Raw genomic sequence first — 16908 nt, 5'->3', positions numbered from 1 at the left:
GCCAGCGGCCGGCACCCCGGTGAATCGCCTTAGCGGTTTACCTGCGCGTACAGCGTGGAGCTCATGCCGAACAGCTTGATGAAGCCCTCGGCCTCTTCCACGCCCCAATCGGCCGACTGTGCGTACGTAGCGCCCTTGGTGTTGAGCAGGTGCGGCGACTTCACCGCCACGGCATCCACACGGCCACCGCGGGTCTCCAGCACCACTTCACCGTTGACCTTGGTCTGCGAGGACTTCAGGAAAGCCTCGATGTCGGTCTTCAGCGGGTCGTGGTAGAAGCCTTCGTACACCAGCTCCACCCACTTGCGCGCCACGTCCGGCTTGAAGCGGTTCTGCTGCTTGGTCAGCACCGCATCTTCCAGCGCGCGGTGCGCGGCCAGCAGCGAGACCAGGCCCGGCGCTTCGAACACGATGCGGCCCTTCAGGCCGATCACGGTGTCACCGGTGTAGACGCCACGGCCAACGCCGTACGCGGCGAACAGCTTGTTGAGCTTGGCCAGGATCTGCTCGCCCGGCAGCGCCTTGCCGTCCAGCTCGACGGCTTCGCCTTCGACGAACTTCAGGGTCACGGTCAGCGGCTCGACCGGCCATTCGCTGCGCGGTGCGCACCAGCCGCGGGCACCTTCACCCGGCGCTTCCCAACGGTCGATCTCGCCGCCGGACATGGTCAGGCCGAGCAGGTTCTCGTTGATGGTGTAGGCCTGCTGCTTGGCGCGCACGCCGAAGCCGCGCTCTTCCAGGTACTTCTGCTCGTAGGCGCGGGTCTGGGTGTGTTCCTTCTGGATTTCGCGGATCGGCGCGACGATCTGGTAATCGCCCAGTGCCTTCACGGCCAGGTCGAAACGGACCTGGTCGTTGCCCATGCCGGTGCAGCCGTGGGCGATGATGTTGGTGCCCAGTTCGGCGGCGCGCTTGAGCGCGGCATCCACGATCAGGTAACGGTCGGAGACCAGCAGCGGGTACTGGCCCTGGTAGCCTTCGCCGGCCCACACGAACGGCTTGACGAAGCCACTCCAGATCGCCGGGCCACCATCGACGGTGACGTGGCTGGTGACGCCCAGCTCGGCGGCACGCTTCTCGATGAAATCGCGTTCTTCGTCATCCACGCCGCCGGTATCGGCGAACACGGTGTGCACGTTGTAACCGCGCTCCTGCAGGTAAGGCACGCAGAAGCTGGTGTCGAGTCCGCCGGAGAAGGCCAGGACGATGTCTTTCTTGCTCATGGGGGTCAGGTCCAAGTGGAATGCAATGTGGAATGCGTTTTTCGGGGCGGTAGAGCCACGCCATGCGTGGCTGCTCTTCGTTGGGCGCCGCGAAGCCACGCATGGCGTGGCTCTACGGCCGCCGTGCTGCTTATCGTCCTGCCAGCGCCGACATGATCGCCTTCTGCACATGCAGGCGGTTTTCGGCTTCGTTGATCGCGATGCACTGCGCCGAATCCATCACGCCGTCGGTGGCCTTCACGTTGCGGCGCAGCGGCAGGCAGTGGCTGAAGACACCGTTGTTGGTCATCGCCATCTTGGCTTCGTCGACGATGAAGTGCTTGTACTGGTCGCGGATCGGCTTTTCCGGTTCCCAGTTGCCGAAGAACGGCAGCGCGCCCCAGCTCTTGGCGTACACCACGTCCGCGCCGGCGTAGGCGCTGGCGATGTCATGGCTGACCTGCAGCGAACCGCCGCTCTCGGCGACGTTCTGCTCGGCCCAGCCCATGTAGCGCTCATCCAGGATGTAATCCGGGGTCGGGCACAGCAGGGTCACGTCCATGCCCATGCGGGTGGCGATGGTCAGCGCCGAGTTGGCCACGGCGGTGTTGAGCGGCTTGGGGTGGTAGGTCCAGGTCAGCACATACTTCTTGCCGCGCAGGTCCTGGGTACCGAAGTGTTCCTGCAGCGCCATCACATGGGCCAGTTCCTGGCACGGGTGGGTGATGGTTTCCATGTTGATGACCGGCACCGGCGAGTACTTGGCGAAGCTCTTGAGCACTTCGTCCTCGCGGTCCTTGGTCCAGTCGATGAATTTCGGGAAGGCGCGCACGCCGATCAGGTCGACGTAGCGACCCAGCACCCGGGCCACTTCGGCGATGTGCTCCTCAGTGTCCCCGTCCATCACCGAGCCCAGGTTGAATTCGATCGGCCAGGCGTCTTTGCCCGGCTGCAGCACGATCGCATGGCCGCCCAGCTGGAACGCGCCCAGCTCGAAGCTGGTGCGGGTCCGCATGGAGGGATTGAAGAACACCAGGGCAATCGACTTGCCCTTGAGCTCGTCGCCCAGCTTGTTGCGCTTGAACAGCGCGGCCTGGGTCAGCAGGGCATCCAGGTCGGTGCGGCTCCAGTCCTGGGTGTTCAGGAAGTGCTTCAGGGACATCGATCGATCCTTTGCGGCTGGTTTTCCACCGTTTCCGGCGGAGGTTGGGGGCGCCGGGGCGCGTTCAGGGCTCAACAAAACGTATACAGATGAAACTTTTCAGATCGCAGAAACGAAAAAACCCAGCGCGGGGGCTGGGTTTTCCGAACAGACAGCACGAAGCTCCGGTTACCCAGCGAAAATGTGGGGTTCCGGTCGGCGGGCACGCGACGTCATGCCCGTAGCCATACGGGCGGCGCTGGTGTCGTGCTGGAAGTCGGTGAGTTTCATGGCCGCCCATCTTTGCATGCACCCGGAGTGCGTGCAAGGCCTGAATGACAATTCAGGTTGAAGGCATCCACCCCCGGGGCGATGCCGGGGGTCACGGGTTGGCGCCGCCAGCCTGCTCGTTGCCGACCCAGGGGGTGATCGAGACCCGGATCTTGAGCCGGTTGCCCGGATCTTCGGGCAGGCGGGAGCGGTACTTGGTGCCCTTGTAGACGTAGTCCACGTCGTAGGCGATCGGCCGGCGGAACTCGCGGCCGACCGGGATGATCTTGCAGTCACGGGTCAGCAGCGGGCCGGTATTGGCCGGTGCGGTCTCGACGACCACGGTCTCGGAATAGCCGTTCTCGTCCGTGCTGCCGTCTTCGCGGCGGAAGATCGAGCGCACCGAGTCCATGAAGCGGCCGAACCGACCCTTGTCTTCCTGCGGCTCCTCCCCCGTAACGTTGACCGGGGCCAGCGTGCGGGTCGAGATCGGCTCGCAGTGCTCCTCGGTGCGGGTGGCGCGCAGGGTCTGGAACACCGGCTCGACGTTGAGCACCTGGGCGTAGTCGAACTTGACGTTCTCCACGATCACCACCCGGTTGCGCACCTCACCGTCCTGGGCGCACGCCCCGAAGGCGGCACTTCCGAGCAGGCAGACCAGCGTCAACAACGAAGCGGATTTCATTGGCAACAAGGAAAAGGACAAGGGGGATAGTTTAGGCAGTGCCAAGCACAAGGGGCTGAACATTACCCTTCCGCGACGTTTCTGCCCATAGGCCGGACCCACCCGCGGCCCCGGAACCCGCCACCACGGGCCGGAACGGCTGAAGCCTTCAGCGATCCCGCCGGCCGGCCTCGCCGCCCAACTCCCCTGCCCCGCATCCCCCCAAAGCCCCCGACACGTTCTAAAATCGACCGCTTACCCCCGCTCCCGACCCTCATGACCCTGCGCCTGCACAACAACCTGACACGCCAGCTCGAACCGTTCACCCCGCTCGATCCGACCTGTCCGACCCTGTATGTGTGTGGCCCCACGGTCTACAACTACGTCCACATCGGCAATGCCCGTGGACCGGTGGTGTTCGGGGTGCTGGCCGATCTGCTGCGGCGGCGCTTCGGCGGCCTGCGCTATGCCCGCAACATCACCGACGTGGATGACAAGATCAACACGGCCGCGCGCGAGCAGAGCGTGCCGATCAGCACGATCACCGACCGCTTCGCCGCCGCCTACCGCGAGGACATGGCGGCGCTGGGCGTGGTCCCGCCGGACATCGAGCCGGAAGCCACCGCGCACATCCCCCAGATCGTCACGATGATCGAGCAGTTGATCGCCAACGGGCACGCCTACGCTGCCGAGGGCCATGTGCTGTTCTCGGTGGGCTCCTACGCCGACTACGGCAAGCTCTCGCGCCGCGACCCGGACGAGATGCTGGCCGGTGCCCGCGTGGACGTGGCCCCGTACAAGCGCGACCCGGGTGATTTCGTGCTGTGGAAGCCCTCCAGCGACGACCTGCCCGGCTGGGCATCGCCGTGGGGCCGCGGCCGCCCGGGCTGGCACATCGAGTGCTCGGCAATGGCCGCCGCTCACCTGGGCCCGACCATCGACATCCATGCCGGCGGCGTGGACCTGCAGTTCCCGCACCACGAGAACGAGATCGCGCAGAGCGAGTGCGCGCACGGCGGGCAGACCTTCGCCCGGTTCTGGCTGCACAACGGCATGCTCAACTTCGGCGGCGCCAAGATGAGCAAGTCGATCGGCAACATCGAGCGGGTGCACGACCTGGTCCGCCAGCATGCCCCGGAGGCCCTGCGCTACGCGCTGCTGTCGGCCCACTACCGGCAGCCGCTGGACTGGTCCGATGCGCTGATCGAGCAGTCTGTGCGCACCCTGGACCGTCTGTACGGCACCCTGCGCGAGCTGGTCGACGTGGACGCCACGGCAGTGATCCCGGCCGAGATCGAGGCCGCGCTGGATGACGACCTCAATACACCGCAGGCGCTGGCCGAACTGGCCCGCATCGCCGGCGAGGCGCGCAAGGCCGCCGACGCCGACAAGGCGCACTGGAAGTCCACCCTGCTCGGCGCCGGCCTGGCATTGGGCCTGCTGCAGCAGGATCCTGGCGCATGGTTCGGCACGGCGGTCGGCCACGATGACGACGCCGCCATCCAGACCCTGATCGACGCGCGTGCGGCGGCCAAGCAGGCCCGCGATTTCGCCCGCGCCGATGCGATCCGCGACCAGCTGGCCGCCGAAGGCATCGTGCTGGAAGACACCGCCCAGGGCGTACGCTGGTCGCGCAAGCGCTGAAAGACCGCCCGACTGACCGCCGGGCGCTGCCAGATATTGCCCGACCCATCGGGCGTTGCCACGACACAGACCCGGCCACGGATGGCCGGGTGCCTCCTTCGAACCATCACGGCCAGACCACGGAAGGCGCATGACCGGCCTGGAGTACCCCCATGACCCCTGCATCCCCGTTCCCGCTCGAACCCACCCCTGCCGAGGCCCAGGCCGCCATCGCCGAGGAATTCGCCTTCTTCGGTGACTGGTCCGAGCGCTACCAGTACCTGATCGACCTCGGCCGCAAGCTGCCGACCTTTCCGGACGAGTGGAAGACCGAGGAGCATCGTTTGCTCGGCTGCCAGTCGATGGTCTGGATCGTGCCGGAGGGCAATGCCGCGTCGCTGCGCTTCCACGCGATCAGCGACTCGGCGATCGTCTCCGGGCTGATCTACCTGGCCCTGCGCGTGTACTCGGGCCGTTCCGCGGCCGAGATCCTGGCCACCGAACCGAGCTACATCCAGGACATCGGGCTGTCGCGCCACCTCTCGCCAACCCGCAGCAATGGCGTGGCGGCGATGCTGGCCTTCATCCGCGACACCGCCCAAGCACAGTCGTGACGGTCTCCGCCGATCCGCAGGAGCCCGACAGCGCCCTGCAGTTGCTGGCCCGCCCGGGTTTTTCGCTGGTGCTGGCGTACCGCATCTTCGCGATGCTCTCCTACCAGATCGTCGCGGTGACGGTCGGCTGGCACATCTACGAAGTCACCCGCAATCCGTTTTCGCTCGGCCTGGTCGGCCTGGCCGAGGTACTGCCGTTCTTCTGCGTGGCCCCGTTTGCCGGCTACCTGGTCGACCACCTGCCGCGCCGCCGGCTGGGCATGGTCGCGTGCAGCGGGCTGGTGATGACGGCCCTGGTGCTGACCGCGGTCGCCCAGGGCTGGCTGCCCTTCCACGGGGTATGGCCGATCTATGCGGCGATCGCGCTGACCGGCATGGTCCGCGCGTTCCTGTCGCCGATCTACAACGCGTTGTTCGCGCGCGTGCTCGAGCGCACCCAGTACGCGCGCGGTGCGGGCCTGGGCGCGGTGGTGTTCCAGGCGGGCATGGTGCTCGGCCCGGCACTGGGTGGCGCACTGGTGGCCTGGGGTGGCAAGGGCGTGGCCTATGGCGTAGCGGTCGGCGTATCGCTGATCGCGCTGGGCTGCCTGGCGGCGCTGCGGGTCTCCGAGCCGGTGCACACGGGCCCGGCGGCACCGATCTTCAAGAGCATCGCCGAGGGCGGTCGTTTCGTGCTGGGCAACAGGATCATGGTCGGGGCGATGGCGCTCGACATGTTCTCGGTCCTGCTCGGCGGCGTGGTGGCGATGCTGCCGGCGTTCCTGCACGAGATCCTGCACCACGGCCCGGAGGGGCTGGGCGTGCTGCGTGCGGCACCGGCGCTCGGCTCGGTATGCGTCGGCCTATGGCTGGCGCGGCGGCCGCTGCAGCGCAATGCGGGGCGCGTGCTGTTGTTCGCGGTGGCGGGGTTCGGTCTGTGTGTGATCGGGTTCGGGCTGTCGTCGAATTTCTGGCTGTCGGCGGCGATCCTGCTGTTCTACGGTGCGTTCGACGGGGTATCGGTGGTGGTGCGTTCGACGATCCTGCAGTTGGCCACGCCGGAGGAGATGCGCGGCCGGGTGTCGTCGATCAATGGCATTTTCATCAGTTCGTCGAATGAGCTGGGTGCGTTCTATGCGGGCACGATGGCGAAGCTGCTGGGGCTGGTCCCGGCGGTGGTGCTGGGTGGCTTTGCGGTGTTGAGCGTGGCCGGCATCACGGCTTGGAAGAATCCGACGCTGCGGCGGTTGAATCTGCGCGATCTGCATTGAGCTTTTGCCCGGCCGGCCGCTTGGGGCTCCCCAGCTGGACGCCGGGCTGGTTGGCTCGCGCTGCGCGGCTGGGGCTGCCGGGGCCGCGGGTTCGGCGCCTGCTTGTTCCTGGGGTTGGGCGGCCGGGCAGCGCAGTGCAGGACCCGCCGTAAACCCATCCCTGGGGGCTCGTAGTGCGGCATCCATGCCGCACACGGTCCTTCACTGCGCTACCCGTCCACCCATGGACAGTAAGTTGCTTGCGCGGGATTGACGGCGAAGAGCGACCGCACCCGCCACACCTGTAGATCCACGCCATGCGTGGATACCGCGCGCAGCGCGGCACAAACATCCGGACCAGCACCCAGCATGTCCGACGATCCAGCCAGCGCTGGCAGCCGGCCGAAACCGTGTCGGAAGCGGGAGTCCAAGCTCTTCCTCCCGCCCACCCATGAACCTGTCGGGAGGGGGGCGGGCAGCCCGGTCCGGGACCGTGTGCGGCATGGATGCCGCACTACGAGCCCCCATGGATGGGTTCACGGCGCGTCCCGGACCGGGCTGCCCGACCCACTCAAACGCCAGCCTCCAAGGCGCCAACGTTCTTCGCGACCAACCAGACCAACACAACCCAAAAGCGAGCAGCCAAAAAAAAACCCGGCCGAAGCCGGGTTTTCCGTAGAACAGCAACACCAACAGGGCGATCAGTCGCCCTGCTGCTTCTGCAGATGCTCCCAACGCTCCTGCGCATCGATCGTGCGCTCAGCGGTCAGGCGGGCTTCCAGACGATCCAGGCCGATTTCTTCGCCCGTATCGACACAGAAACCGTAGTCGCCGTCTTCCAGACGCTTCAGGGTGCTGTTGATCTTGCCGATCAGCTTGCGGTAACGATCACGGGTACGCAGTTCCAGCGAGTTCTCGGTCTCGCGGGTGGCGCGCTCGGCCTCATCGCCGATATCACGCACTTCTTCCTGCAGATTCGCGATGGTCTGCTTGGATTCTTCCACCAGATCATTGCGCCAGTGCTGCAGGCGCTGGCGGAAATACTCCAGCTGCAGCGGGCTCATGTATTCCTCTTCCGCGCTCGGCTTGTAACCGTCGGGCAGGATCGGACGACCGGTGGCTTCGTCAGTCTTGTATTCCACCACCTTCACCTTGGTGCGCGGGGCCGGGGCGGCCGAACGCGCTGCCACGGCAACGGCGACCTTGCCGACCGGACGGGACACCGGCTTGGGGGCGGACTCGGACTTGGCGGGGGTTTTTGCAGGCGATTTCGAAACGGGCACGGGATTCTTGTTTTGCGGGGCCTTGGAGGCGGGGGCGGCTGCGACCGGCGCCGGCGCGGAGGCCGGAGAGGTGACAGGTTTGGCCGCGCTCTTGGCCGGGACAGACTTGGCCGGCGCCGGCGATGCCGGCTTCGGTGCGGACTTCACTACGGGTGCTGCAACCGGCTTGGCAGCCGGCTTGGATGCCACGGGCTTGCTGGCGGTCTTGCTGGCCTTCACCGGCGTGGCCGGTGCCTGCTTGACCGCGGTCTTCTTCGCCGGGGCCGGCTTGGCCGCGGGTTTGGCGGCGGCAGGCGTCACGGTCTTCTTGGCCGCCGGCTTGCCGGCCGCGGTTTTTTTGACGGGCGCCTTGGTTACCGGCTTGCCTGCCGCGCGCTTGGCGGGCGTGGCAACCGGCTTGGCGACCGTCGACTTCTTGGCAACGACCTTCTTGGCGACGGTCTTCTTGGCCACCACCGTCTTGGCAGCAGGCTTCTTGGCGACAGCCTTCTTGACGGCCTTGGCGGGCGACTTGCTGGCCGCCTTCTTAACGGGTGCCGTCCTGGCCGCCGGTTGTTTGGATGCAGGCTTGCCGACCGGCTTGGCAGCCGGCTTCTTGGCAACGGTCTTGGCCGCCAACTTCTTTACAACAGGCTTGGCGGTTTTCTTGGCGGCCTTGACGGCCTTCTTTGCAGTTTTTTTAGCAGCCACGAAACGCTCTTCCTTGGATTCCCCGGGGCCCGGGAAAGCGGGCCTTTATAGCCTACCCGACCAGCAGCAGCAACCACACCGCCTACTCCGTTCAGCCCCGGAGTCGCAAGGCGTGCGACCGGTCCGCCTGGCAGGCGGGCCAACGTGCGCAGTTCGGTACCTGACCCGGCGACACCGCCGGGGCGGCCCGTCGCGCGCGTGGGTGCGGACGGGTCCAACGCCCCATCCTGCGACAAATGCGGCCTTCATGCCAACTGGAATAAGATTGGGGGGTGATCTCACGCCTGCTCATCGCCCTGCTGCGCTTCTACAAGCGCTTCATCAGCCCGTTGCTGGGGCCGCGTTGCCGCTTCATGCCCAGCTGTTCTGAATACGCCATGCAAGCCATCGCCACCCATGGCCCCGCGCGCGGCAGCTGGCTGGCCGCGCGCCGGCTGGGCCGCTGCCATCCCTTCCATCCCGGTGGTATCGACGAGGTGCCCCCGCGCGCCGCGCATGACGCCACCTGCCGCTGCACAGGAAAACACTGAATGTCCTCCACGCTCATCGTCAACGCCCGCCTCGTCAATGAAGGCACCATCACCCAGGGCGACCTGCGCATCGAAGACGGCCGCATCGCGCAGATCGGTCCTGGCCTGGAGGCACGTCCGGGCGAAACCGTCGTCGACGCCGCCGGCCGCTGGCTGCTGCCGGGCATGATCGACGACCAGGTCCACTTCCGTGAGCCCGGCCTGACCCACAAGGGTGACATCGCGACCGAATCCGCCGCGGCCGTCGCCGGGGGCCTGACCAGCTTCATGGACATGCCCAACACCAACCCGCCCACGCTCAACGCCGAGATCCTGCAGTCCAAGTACGACGCCGCCGCCGGCCGCGCGCGCGCCAACTACGGCTTCTACATGGGCGCCAGCAACGACAACCTGGCCCACATCCAGTCGCTGGATCCCAAGACCGCACCGGGCATCAAGGTGTTCATGGGCGCCTCCACCGGCAACATGCTGGTCGACAACCCCGAAACGCTGGACGCGATCTTCCGCGACGCGCCCACCCCGATCATCACGCACTGCGAAGACACCCCGATGATCGATGCCAAGGCCAAGGAGTACGCCGAGAAGTACGGCGATGCCCTCAGTGCCGAACAGCACCCGGACATCCGCTCGCGCGAGGCCTGCCTGAAGTCCTCCCAGCTGGCCGTGTCGCTGGCGAAGAAGCACGGCACCCGCCTGCACGTCCTGCACATCTCCACCGCCGACGAGCTGGCCCTGTTCGAGCGTGGCCCGCTGATCCGCGCCGATGGCAGCCGCAAGCAGATCACCGCCGAAACCTGCATCCACTTCCTGCGTTTCGACCGCAGCGATTACGCGCGCCTGGGCAACCTGATCAAGTGCAACCCGGCGATCAAGGAAGCCAGCGACCGCGAGGCACTCACCCGCGCCGTGGCCGATGACGTGATCGACGTGCTCGCCACCGATCACGCGCCGCACACCTGGGAAGAGAAGCAGAAGCCCTATGCGCAGGCGCCGTCCGGCCTGCCGCTGGTCCAGTACGCACTGGTCGCCGCGCTGGAGCTGGTGCACGAAGGCAAGCTGGAGATCACCCAGGTCGTGCAGAAGTTCGCGCACGCGCCGGCCCAGCTGTTCGACGTCAGCCAGCGCGGCTACCTGCGCGAGGGCTACTTCGCCGATCTGGTGCTGGTCGAGGACGTGCCCTTCACCGTCAAACGCGAAGACGTGCTGTCCAAGTGCGGCTGGTCGCCGTTCGAAGGCACCACGTTCCGCTCGCGCATCGCCTCGACCTGGGTCAACGGGCAGCTGGCGTGGGATGGCGAAAAGCTGGTGGGTTCGCCGAACGGCCAGCGCATGAGCTTCGACCGCTGATGCGGGCACGGCTGTTGAGTGCGGCCCTGGCGGCCGCAGGCGTCGCGGCGATGGGCAGCCTGCTGCCCTCGCCTGCCGTGGCCCAGGCCGATGCGCGGGTGGTGTTTCCGGCCAGCGCCTCGCAGGGCGCGATGGTGATCGGCAAGGTGCCCGCCGGCAGCGTCGTGCAGTACGGCGGCCGCACCCTGCGCGTGAGCGGGTACGGCAGCGTGGTGTTCGGCATCGGCCGCGATGAAAAGGGGCCGCTGCAGGTCCAGGTGCAGCGTCCGGACGGCGGCAACGAAACGGTCAGCATCGCCGTCACCCCGCGTGACTGGCCGACCGAGCGTGTCAACGGCGTGCCACCGAAGACGGTCAACCCGCCGCCGGCGATCGCCGAGCGGATCAAGCGCGAGCAGGCCCAGGTCACCGCCGCGCGTGCCCGCGATGACAACCGCGCCGACTTCGCGCAGGCCTTCATCTGGCCGGTGCAGGGCCGCATCAGCGGCCGCTTCGGCAATGCGCGCGTCTACAACGGGCAGCCCGGTTCGGGTCACTCCGGCATGGACATCGCGGTCCCCACCGGCACGCCGGTCAAGGCACCGGCCGCCGGCGTGGTCACCTTCGCCGGCCCGGACCTGTATCTGACCGGCGGCACGCTGCTGCTGGATCACGGGTTCGGGATCAGTTCGAACTTCCTGCACCTGTCGCGCATCGACGTGAAGGTCGGCGACCGCGTGGAACAGGGCCAGGTGATCGCCGCGGTCGGGGCGACCGGTCGCGCGACGGGCCCGCACCTGCACTGGGGCATGAACTGGTTCGATACCCGTATCGACCCGCTGCTGGTGCTGGAACGCGGGAAATAACGGCGTGCCGGCCGCTGGCCGGCACGCACACTCAGCCGCGCGCAGCCCACCAGGTCAGCCACAGCGTACGCATCGGCGTGGCCTGGTACTGGCGGTCCTGCGCCCAGGTCTGCTGGCGGGCACGGGCCAACGCGGCGTACAGCCGGCGGGGCCGCGGGCCGGCCACCCGCGCCGGCCACTTCGCCAGCAACTGCTGCGCCCACCGGCGCGGCGCGGCGGTGTCATCCTCGGCCAGCAGCGAACGCGGAATGGCAGCAACACCACTCTCGTGCAGGCGCTGGGCCAGGGTCTGCACCAGCACCGGGGTGGCGACATCGCCACGCGCCGGGCTGTCGAACATCACCGCTTCGACCGCAGCCACGGCGGCCGCATAGCCCTGCAACGCGCGCAGCGCCTGCGCCGGATCGACCGGTACCGCACGCGCGTCGATCAGATCCGGCAGGGTCTCGGCCAGCTCTGCCCACGGCGCACGCACCGGCTCGAGCACTCGACCCAGCGGATGGCGCGAACGCTGCACGGACCAGCTGCGCAGCTCTTCCCCCCACCACGCCAGCTTGGCGTCCGACGGCATCGGATCGCCGGCGGTGTTGAGGATGTCGTCGAACTCCTGCAGCAGCGAGAACCACGCCACCACCAGGGTGCGCTGGTTCTCGGGAACGAAGCGTTCGGCCACCTGCCACTCGGGCCAGCGGGTCCGCCACTTGTCCAGGAAGCTGTCCAGGGCGCTGGAAGTACTCACGGTGTATTCCTTGAAAGGCTAGAGCGTGCGCGGAAGCGGCCACGCCTTGGCATGTTGCAGGTGTTCGGGCAGGGCGACGAGGGTGTCGGCACCCCAGGCCATCGGATCGTCGGCATCGAGCCGATAGCCCCACAGGGCGGCGACGGAGGCCATGCCGGCGGCGTTGGCGGCGACGATGTCGCGCTCGTCATCGCCGACGTAAACGCAGGTGCCCGGTACGATCCCCATGCGTTCGGCCGCGGCCAGCAGCGGCAGCGGATGCGGCTTGCGCTGGGCCAGGGTGTCGCCACCGATCAGCACCTTGCAGCGCTGTTCCCAGCCCAGCTGCGGCACGATCAGGCGGGCCAGGTATTCGGGCTTGTTGGTCACGATGCCCCAGGCACAGCCGGCAGCATCAAGTGCGTCGAGCATGCCGGTGATGCCATCGAACAGCGCCGCGTGCTGGCCGATCAGACCCTCGTAGCGTTCCAGGAACTCCGGCACCAGCGCATCACGCTCGACCTGCCCCAGTTCGGGAAAGGCCACCGAAATCATCGCGCGCGAACCCTTGGAGACCACCGGGCGCAGCGCGCCCAGGGTGATCGGCCCACGTCCGCGCTCGGCCAGCATCGCGTTGGCGGTGGCCAGCATGTCCGGCGCGCTGTCCAGCAGGGTGCCGTCCAGATCGAACAGCACCGCCGGCGGGAAACCGAGCTCAGACACGGGCGGCGGCGTCCGGCTTGACCGCATGGGCCAGGTAATTGATGTCGGTGCGCGGACTCAGGCGGGCCCGGTTGCCCCACGGCTCATAGGCCATGCCACTGACGTCGCGCAGGTTGAAATCCGCTTCGCGCAGCCACTTGCCCAGCTCGGCCGGCTTGATGAAATCCTGGTAGTGGTGCGTGCCCTTGGGCAGCAGCCGCGCCACGTACTCGGCACCGACGATCGCTACGGCGAACGCGGCCGGGGTGCGGTTGACGGTGGACAGGAACAGCTGGCCGCCCGGCTTCAGCAGACGGTGGCAGGCGGCGATGATCGCGCCCGGGTCCGGCACGTGCTCGAGCATTTCCATGCAGGTGACCACGTCGAAGCTGCCCGGCTGTTCGGCGGCCAGGTCTTCAGCGGCCTGCACGCGGTAATCGACGCTGACGCCGGACTCCAGCCCGTGCAGGCGCGCGACCTTGACCAGTTCCGGGGCCAGGTCGATCGCGGTGACGTCCGCACCTTCCTTCGCCAGCGCCTCGCTGAGCAGGCCGCCGCCGCAGCCGATGTCGAGCACACGGGCGCCACGCAGAGTAACGCGCTGGGCGACGTACTTCAGGCGTACCGGGTTCAGCGCATGCAGCGGCTTCTGCGGGCCGTCGACGTCCCACCAGCGGTTGGCGAGCGCGGCGAACTTGTCCAGTTCGGCCTGATCGAAATTGGTGGAAGCAGGAGGGGTGTTCATGGGGATCCTTGGTGCATCAAGCACGGATGTGTCGGATACGCTCGCGCCACTGGCGGGCGTTGGCGACGATCGCCGCGGTGTCCATGCCAATCAGTTCGCGCTGGACCAGCTTGGGCTGGCCGGCGATCCAGACATCGCTGACCTGATGGCGGCCGGCGGCGTAGACGAGCTGCGAAAGCACATGGTGCAGCGGTTGGGTTTCCAGCGCGGACAGGTCCACGCAGACCAGGTCGGCCTGCTTGCCGACCTCGATCGAGCCGATGCGGTCGCCGAAGCCCAGCGCGCGGGCGCCGCCCAGCGTGGCCGCGCGCAGCGTGGTGGCCGCGTCCAGCGCGGTCGCATCATTGGCGACGGCTTTGGCCAGGATCGCCGCAGTGCGGTTCTCGCTGAACATGTCCAGGTCGTTGTTGCTGGCGCAGCCGTCGGTGCCGATCGCCAGGTTCACGCCGGCACGCTGCAGGGCGCAGGCCGGGCAGAAGCCGGAGGCCAGCTTGAGGTTGGATTCCGGGCAGTGCACCACGCTGACGCCGCGCTCGGCGCACAGGTGGATTTCCGCCTCGGTCAGCTGGGTCATGTGCACGGCGATCAGGCGGTCGTTGACCAGGCCGAGCCGATCCAGCCGCGCCAGCGGACGCTGGCCATGCAGCTTGATCGAGTCGCTGATTTCCTGAGCCGTCTCATGCGTGTGCAGGTGGACCTGCATATCCAGTTGATCGGACAGCATGCGCACGCGTTCGAAGTTCGCGTCGTTGACGGTGTACGGGGCGTGCGGCGCGAACGAGGTGCCGATCAGCGGGTCGTTGCGCCACTGGTCGTGCAGCTCGCCGGCCTTGGCGAAGTACTCGTCGTCGGTCTTGGCCCAGGCGGTCGGGAAATCGATGATCACCGCGCCGACCAGCGCACGGAACCCGTGCTGCTTGTAGACGGCGGCCTGGACGTCGGAGAAGAAGTAGTTTTCGTTGGCGCAGGTGGTGCCGCCGCGCAGCATCTCGGCGATCGCCAGGGTGGTGCCGTCGGCCACGAACTCCGGCCCGATCACCGCCGCTTCCACCGGCCAGATGTGCTGCTGCAGCCAGACCATCAGCGGCAGGTCGTCGGCGACGCCCCGCAGCAGGGTCATGGGATTGTGGGTATGCGCGTTGACCAGGCCCGGCATCAGCGCCGCCTCCGGGCGCGAGACCGTCTGCTTGGGCGCAAAGCGCTCGCGCGCTTCGGCACGCGGCAGGATCGCGACGATCTCGCCACCGCGCACGGCCACGGCATGCTCTTCCAGCACCACCGCATGCGGTTCGATCGGGACCACGTAACCGGCTTCGATCAACAGGTCACAGGCTTCGGGAATGCGGGCGGTGTCGGTCATGCGGACTCACTGTGCTGGGCGGCGACCCCGAAGGCGTGTGCGACCGGGGCGCTCTGGAGGTAGAGCCGAGCCATGCTCGGCTGCGCGTGGTGTCGGCATCATGAACGCCGGGAAGTGCCGCCGGGCTGCGCCTGGGTGCCGACCAACGGTCGGCACTGGCAAGGGCCGGCCGATCAACGATCGGCTACCGGGTGGCGCAGCCGACCAACGGTCGGCTCTACCGTAATCCGGCTTCGCCGGATTACTTGCCTGCGCGCGCGGAGTATTCGCCCGAGCGGGTGTCGACCTTGATGATTTCATCCTGGTTGACGAACAGCGGCACGCGGACCACCGCACCGGTTTCCAGGGTGGCCGGCTTGCCGCCGCCGCCCGAGGTATCGCCACGGACGCCCGGGTCGGTTTCGGTGATCTTCAGTTCGACGAAGTTCGGCGGCTGCACGAAGATCGGCTCGCCGTTCCACAGGGTGACGATGCAGGACTCTTCGCCCTTCAGCCACTTCTCCGCGCCGCCCATGCCGGCCTTGGTGGCCTGGACCTGCTCGAAGGATTCCGGGTCCATGAAGTGCCAGAATTCGCCGTCGCTGTACATGAAGTCCATGTTGGTATCCACGACGTCGGCCTTCTCAACGTCATCGGTCGCCTTCATGGTCATTTCGACCACGCGGCCCGACTTGATGAAGCGGTACTTCATGCGGGTGAAGGCCTGGCCCTTGCCCGGCTTGACGTATTCGGTCTCGGTGATGACCGCTGGTTCATTGTTGACCAGGATCTTCATCCCGTTCTTGACGTCGTTCATGCCAACAGTGGCCATGCTGAAACTCCTGAATGGGCAAACGCCGCGCAGGCGCGGCGAGCCGGATAGAATGGGAAATCCCACCGACACCGGTGGGGTGACTCGATATTTCTGACCCACATGATAACCGCAGGCCCCCATTCCATGCAGCTTTCCGCCACGCCCCTGGCCGCCCCCGTCCGCTGGCAGCAACGGTGGCGCGAGGCGATCCGCGACCCGCGCGAGCTGCTGCGGCAGCTGGGGCTGGATCCGGTGGAGCTGGGCGTCTCGGACGAAGCGGCCGGCCAGTTCGCGGTGCGCGTGCCGCAGGGCTTCGCGGCCCGGATGCGCCACGGCGACCGCCACGACCCCCTGCTCCGCCAGGTGCTGCCGATCACCGACGAGCTCAAGATCGTCCCTGGCTTCAGCCTGGACGCGGTCGGTGACGGCGCGGCCAAGAAGGCCACGGGGGTCATCCAGAAGTACCGCGGCCGTGCCCTGCTGGTCACCACCGGCAGCTGCGCGATCAACTGCCGCTACTGTTTCCGCCGCCATTTCGACTACGGCACCGAGAACGCGGCCCGCGAGGGCTGGCGCGATGCGGTGGACGCGATCGCGCAGGACCCGGACATCGACGAGGTGATCCTGTCCGGCGGCGACCCGCTGTCGCTGGCCACGCACAAGCTGGTCGAGCTGACCCAGGCGCTCAGGCAGATCCCGCACCTGCGCCGGCTGCGCATCCACAGCCGGCTGCCGGTGGTGCTGCCCGAACGGGTGGACGACGAACTGGTGCAGTGGCTGGACAGCCTGCCGTGGCCGGTGGCGTTCGTGATCCATGCCAACCACGCCAACGAATTCGATGCGTCGGTGGATGCCGCGATGGCGCGCCTGCGCGGGGCCGGCGCCACCCTGCTCAACCAGGCGGTGCTGTTGCGCGGGGTCAACGATTCGATCGAGGCGCTGCAGGCACTGAGCGAGCGCAGCTTCGCCGCCGGTGTGCTGCCCTACTACCTGTACCAGGTGGATCGGGTCGAAGGCGTGGCCCACTTCGAAGTGGACGACGACATCGCCAAGGACCTGCATGCGCAGCTGACCGCGCGCCTGTCCGGCTATTTGGTGCCGAAGCTGGTCCGCGAGATCTCCGGCGACACCAGCAAGCGGCCGGTGTAATTG

Annotated in this window: 16 protein-coding genes; 7 read left to right on the top strand and 9 right to left on the bottom strand. The window is 67.4% G+C overall.

Features of this window, described 5'->3' with window-relative positions:
- Positions 1 to 29: 29 nt before the first annotated feature.
- From HH110_RS09330 to HH110_RS09320, 3 genes are all read right to left on the bottom strand, one after another.
- Positions 30 to 1223: an argininosuccinate synthase gene (locus tag HH110_RS09330; protein ID WP_176989411.1), complete on the bottom strand. Its 1194-nt coding sequence runs from the start codon at positions 1221 to 1223 to the stop codon at positions 30 to 32.
- 130 nt (positions 1224 to 1353) lie between these two features.
- A complete protein-coding gene (locus HH110_RS09325; RefSeq protein ID WP_176989410.1) occupies positions 1354 to 2364 on the bottom strand; it encodes an N-acetylornithine carbamoyltransferase in 1011 nt (336 codons plus the stop codon).
- Between the two features lie 361 nt (positions 2365 to 2725).
- Complete coding sequence (locus tag HH110_RS09320) at positions 2726 to 3298, bottom strand: hypothetical protein (RefSeq protein WP_176989409.1); 573 nt, start codon at positions 3296 to 3298, stop codon at positions 2726 to 2728.
- Positions 3299 to 3553: 255 nt separating this feature from the next.
- Between HH110_RS09320 and cysS the strand changes: the two genes are divergently transcribed.
- The 3 genes from cysS to HH110_RS09305 all read left to right on the top strand — a co-directional run bounded on the left by cysS (position 3554) and on the right by HH110_RS09305 (position 6764).
- Complete coding sequence (gene cysS / locus HH110_RS09315; RefSeq protein WP_176989408.1) at positions 3554 to 4921, top strand: cysteine--tRNA ligase; 1368 nt, start codon at positions 3554 to 3556, stop codon at positions 4919 to 4921.
- A 152-nt stretch (positions 4922 to 5073) separates the two neighbouring features.
- Positions 5074 to 5514 (top strand): SufE family protein, encoded by a 441-nt coding sequence (locus HH110_RS09310; RefSeq protein ID WP_176989407.1) that lies wholly within the window; start codon positions 5074 to 5076, stop codon positions 5512 to 5514.
- Complete coding sequence (locus HH110_RS09305) at positions 5511 to 6764, top strand: MFS transporter (protein ID WP_176989406.1); 1254 nt, start codon at positions 5511 to 5513, stop codon at positions 6762 to 6764. The genes HH110_RS09310 and HH110_RS09305 overlap by 4 nt, the downstream gene beginning before the upstream one ends.
- A 680-nt stretch (positions 6765 to 7444) precedes the next feature.
- On the opposite strand, the gene dksA is transcribed toward HH110_RS09305, so the two are convergent.
- A complete protein-coding gene (gene dksA, locus HH110_RS09300; protein WP_176989405.1) occupies positions 7445 to 8716 on the bottom strand; it encodes an RNA polymerase-binding protein DksA in 1272 nt (423 codons plus the stop codon).
- A gap of 272 nt (positions 8717 to 8988) precedes the next feature.
- On the opposite strand from dksA, the gene yidD reads away from it, so the two are divergent.
- From yidD to HH110_RS09285, 3 genes are read left to right on the top strand one after another with little or no spacing between them, the layout of a single operon-like run.
- Entirely contained in the window at positions 8989 to 9246 is a 258-nt protein-coding gene (gene yidD / locus HH110_RS09295) for a membrane protein insertion efficiency factor YidD (protein ID WP_121038212.1), read from the top strand.
- Positions 9247 to 10593, top strand: coding sequence for a dihydroorotase (locus HH110_RS09290; RefSeq protein ID WP_176989404.1), 1347 nt, complete (start codon positions 9247 to 9249; stop codon positions 10591 to 10593).
- Complete coding sequence (locus HH110_RS09285) at positions 10593 to 11438, top strand: M23 family metallopeptidase (RefSeq protein WP_176989403.1); 846 nt, start codon at positions 10593 to 10595, stop codon at positions 11436 to 11438. The genes HH110_RS09290 and HH110_RS09285 overlap by 1 nt, the downstream gene beginning before the upstream one ends.
- Before the next feature lie 31 nt (positions 11439 to 11469).
- On the opposite strand, the gene HH110_RS09280 is transcribed toward HH110_RS09285, so the two are convergent.
- The 5 genes from HH110_RS09280 to efp all read right to left on the bottom strand — a co-directional run bounded on the left by HH110_RS09280 (position 11470) and on the right by efp (position 15774).
- Positions 11470 to 12177 (bottom strand): squalene/phytoene synthase family protein, encoded by a 708-nt coding sequence (locus tag HH110_RS09280; protein ID WP_176989402.1) that lies wholly within the window; start codon positions 12175 to 12177, stop codon positions 11470 to 11472.
- Positions 12178 to 12195: 18 nt separating this feature from the next.
- Entirely contained in the window at positions 12196 to 12906 is a 711-nt protein-coding gene (locus HH110_RS09275) for a phosphoglycolate phosphatase (protein ID WP_176989401.1), read from the bottom strand.
- Positions 12872 to 13603 carry a bifunctional 2-polyprenyl-6-hydroxyphenol methylase/3-demethylubiquinol 3-O-methyltransferase UbiG gene (gene ubiG, locus HH110_RS09270; protein WP_176989400.1) on the bottom strand — a complete coding sequence of 244 codons (732 nt, stop codon included), beginning with the start codon at positions 13601 to 13603 and terminating at the stop codon, positions 12872 to 12874. Before ubiG ends, HH110_RS09275 begins: the two co-directional genes overlap by 35 nt.
- A gap of 16 nt (positions 13604 to 13619) precedes the next feature.
- Positions 13620 to 14963, bottom strand: a complete 1344-nt coding sequence (locus HH110_RS09265) for a TRZ/ATZ family hydrolase (protein WP_176989399.1) — start codon at positions 14961 to 14963, stop codon at positions 13620 to 13622.
- A 241-nt stretch (positions 14964 to 15204) separates the two neighbouring features.
- Positions 15205 to 15774: an elongation factor P gene (efp, locus tag HH110_RS09260; RefSeq protein ID WP_019182820.1), complete on the bottom strand. Its 570-nt coding sequence runs from the start codon at positions 15772 to 15774 to the stop codon at positions 15205 to 15207.
- 126 nt (positions 15775 to 15900) lie between these two features.
- Here efp and epmB point away from each other — a divergent pair, with 126 nt between their 5' ends.
- Positions 15901 to 16905: an EF-P beta-lysylation protein EpmB gene (gene epmB / locus HH110_RS09255; protein WP_176989398.1), complete on the top strand. Its 1005-nt coding sequence runs from the start codon at positions 15901 to 15903 to the stop codon at positions 16903 to 16905.
- The last annotated feature ends 3 nt before the right edge of the window (positions 16906 to 16908 follow it).

The organism is Stenotrophomonas sp. SAM-B (assembly GCF_013387485.1).
Lineage (GTDB): Bacteria > Pseudomonadota > Gammaproteobacteria > Xanthomonadales > Xanthomonadaceae > Stenotrophomonas > Stenotrophomonas maltophilia_AA.
This window is presented reverse-complemented; position numbering and strand designations above follow the sequence as displayed.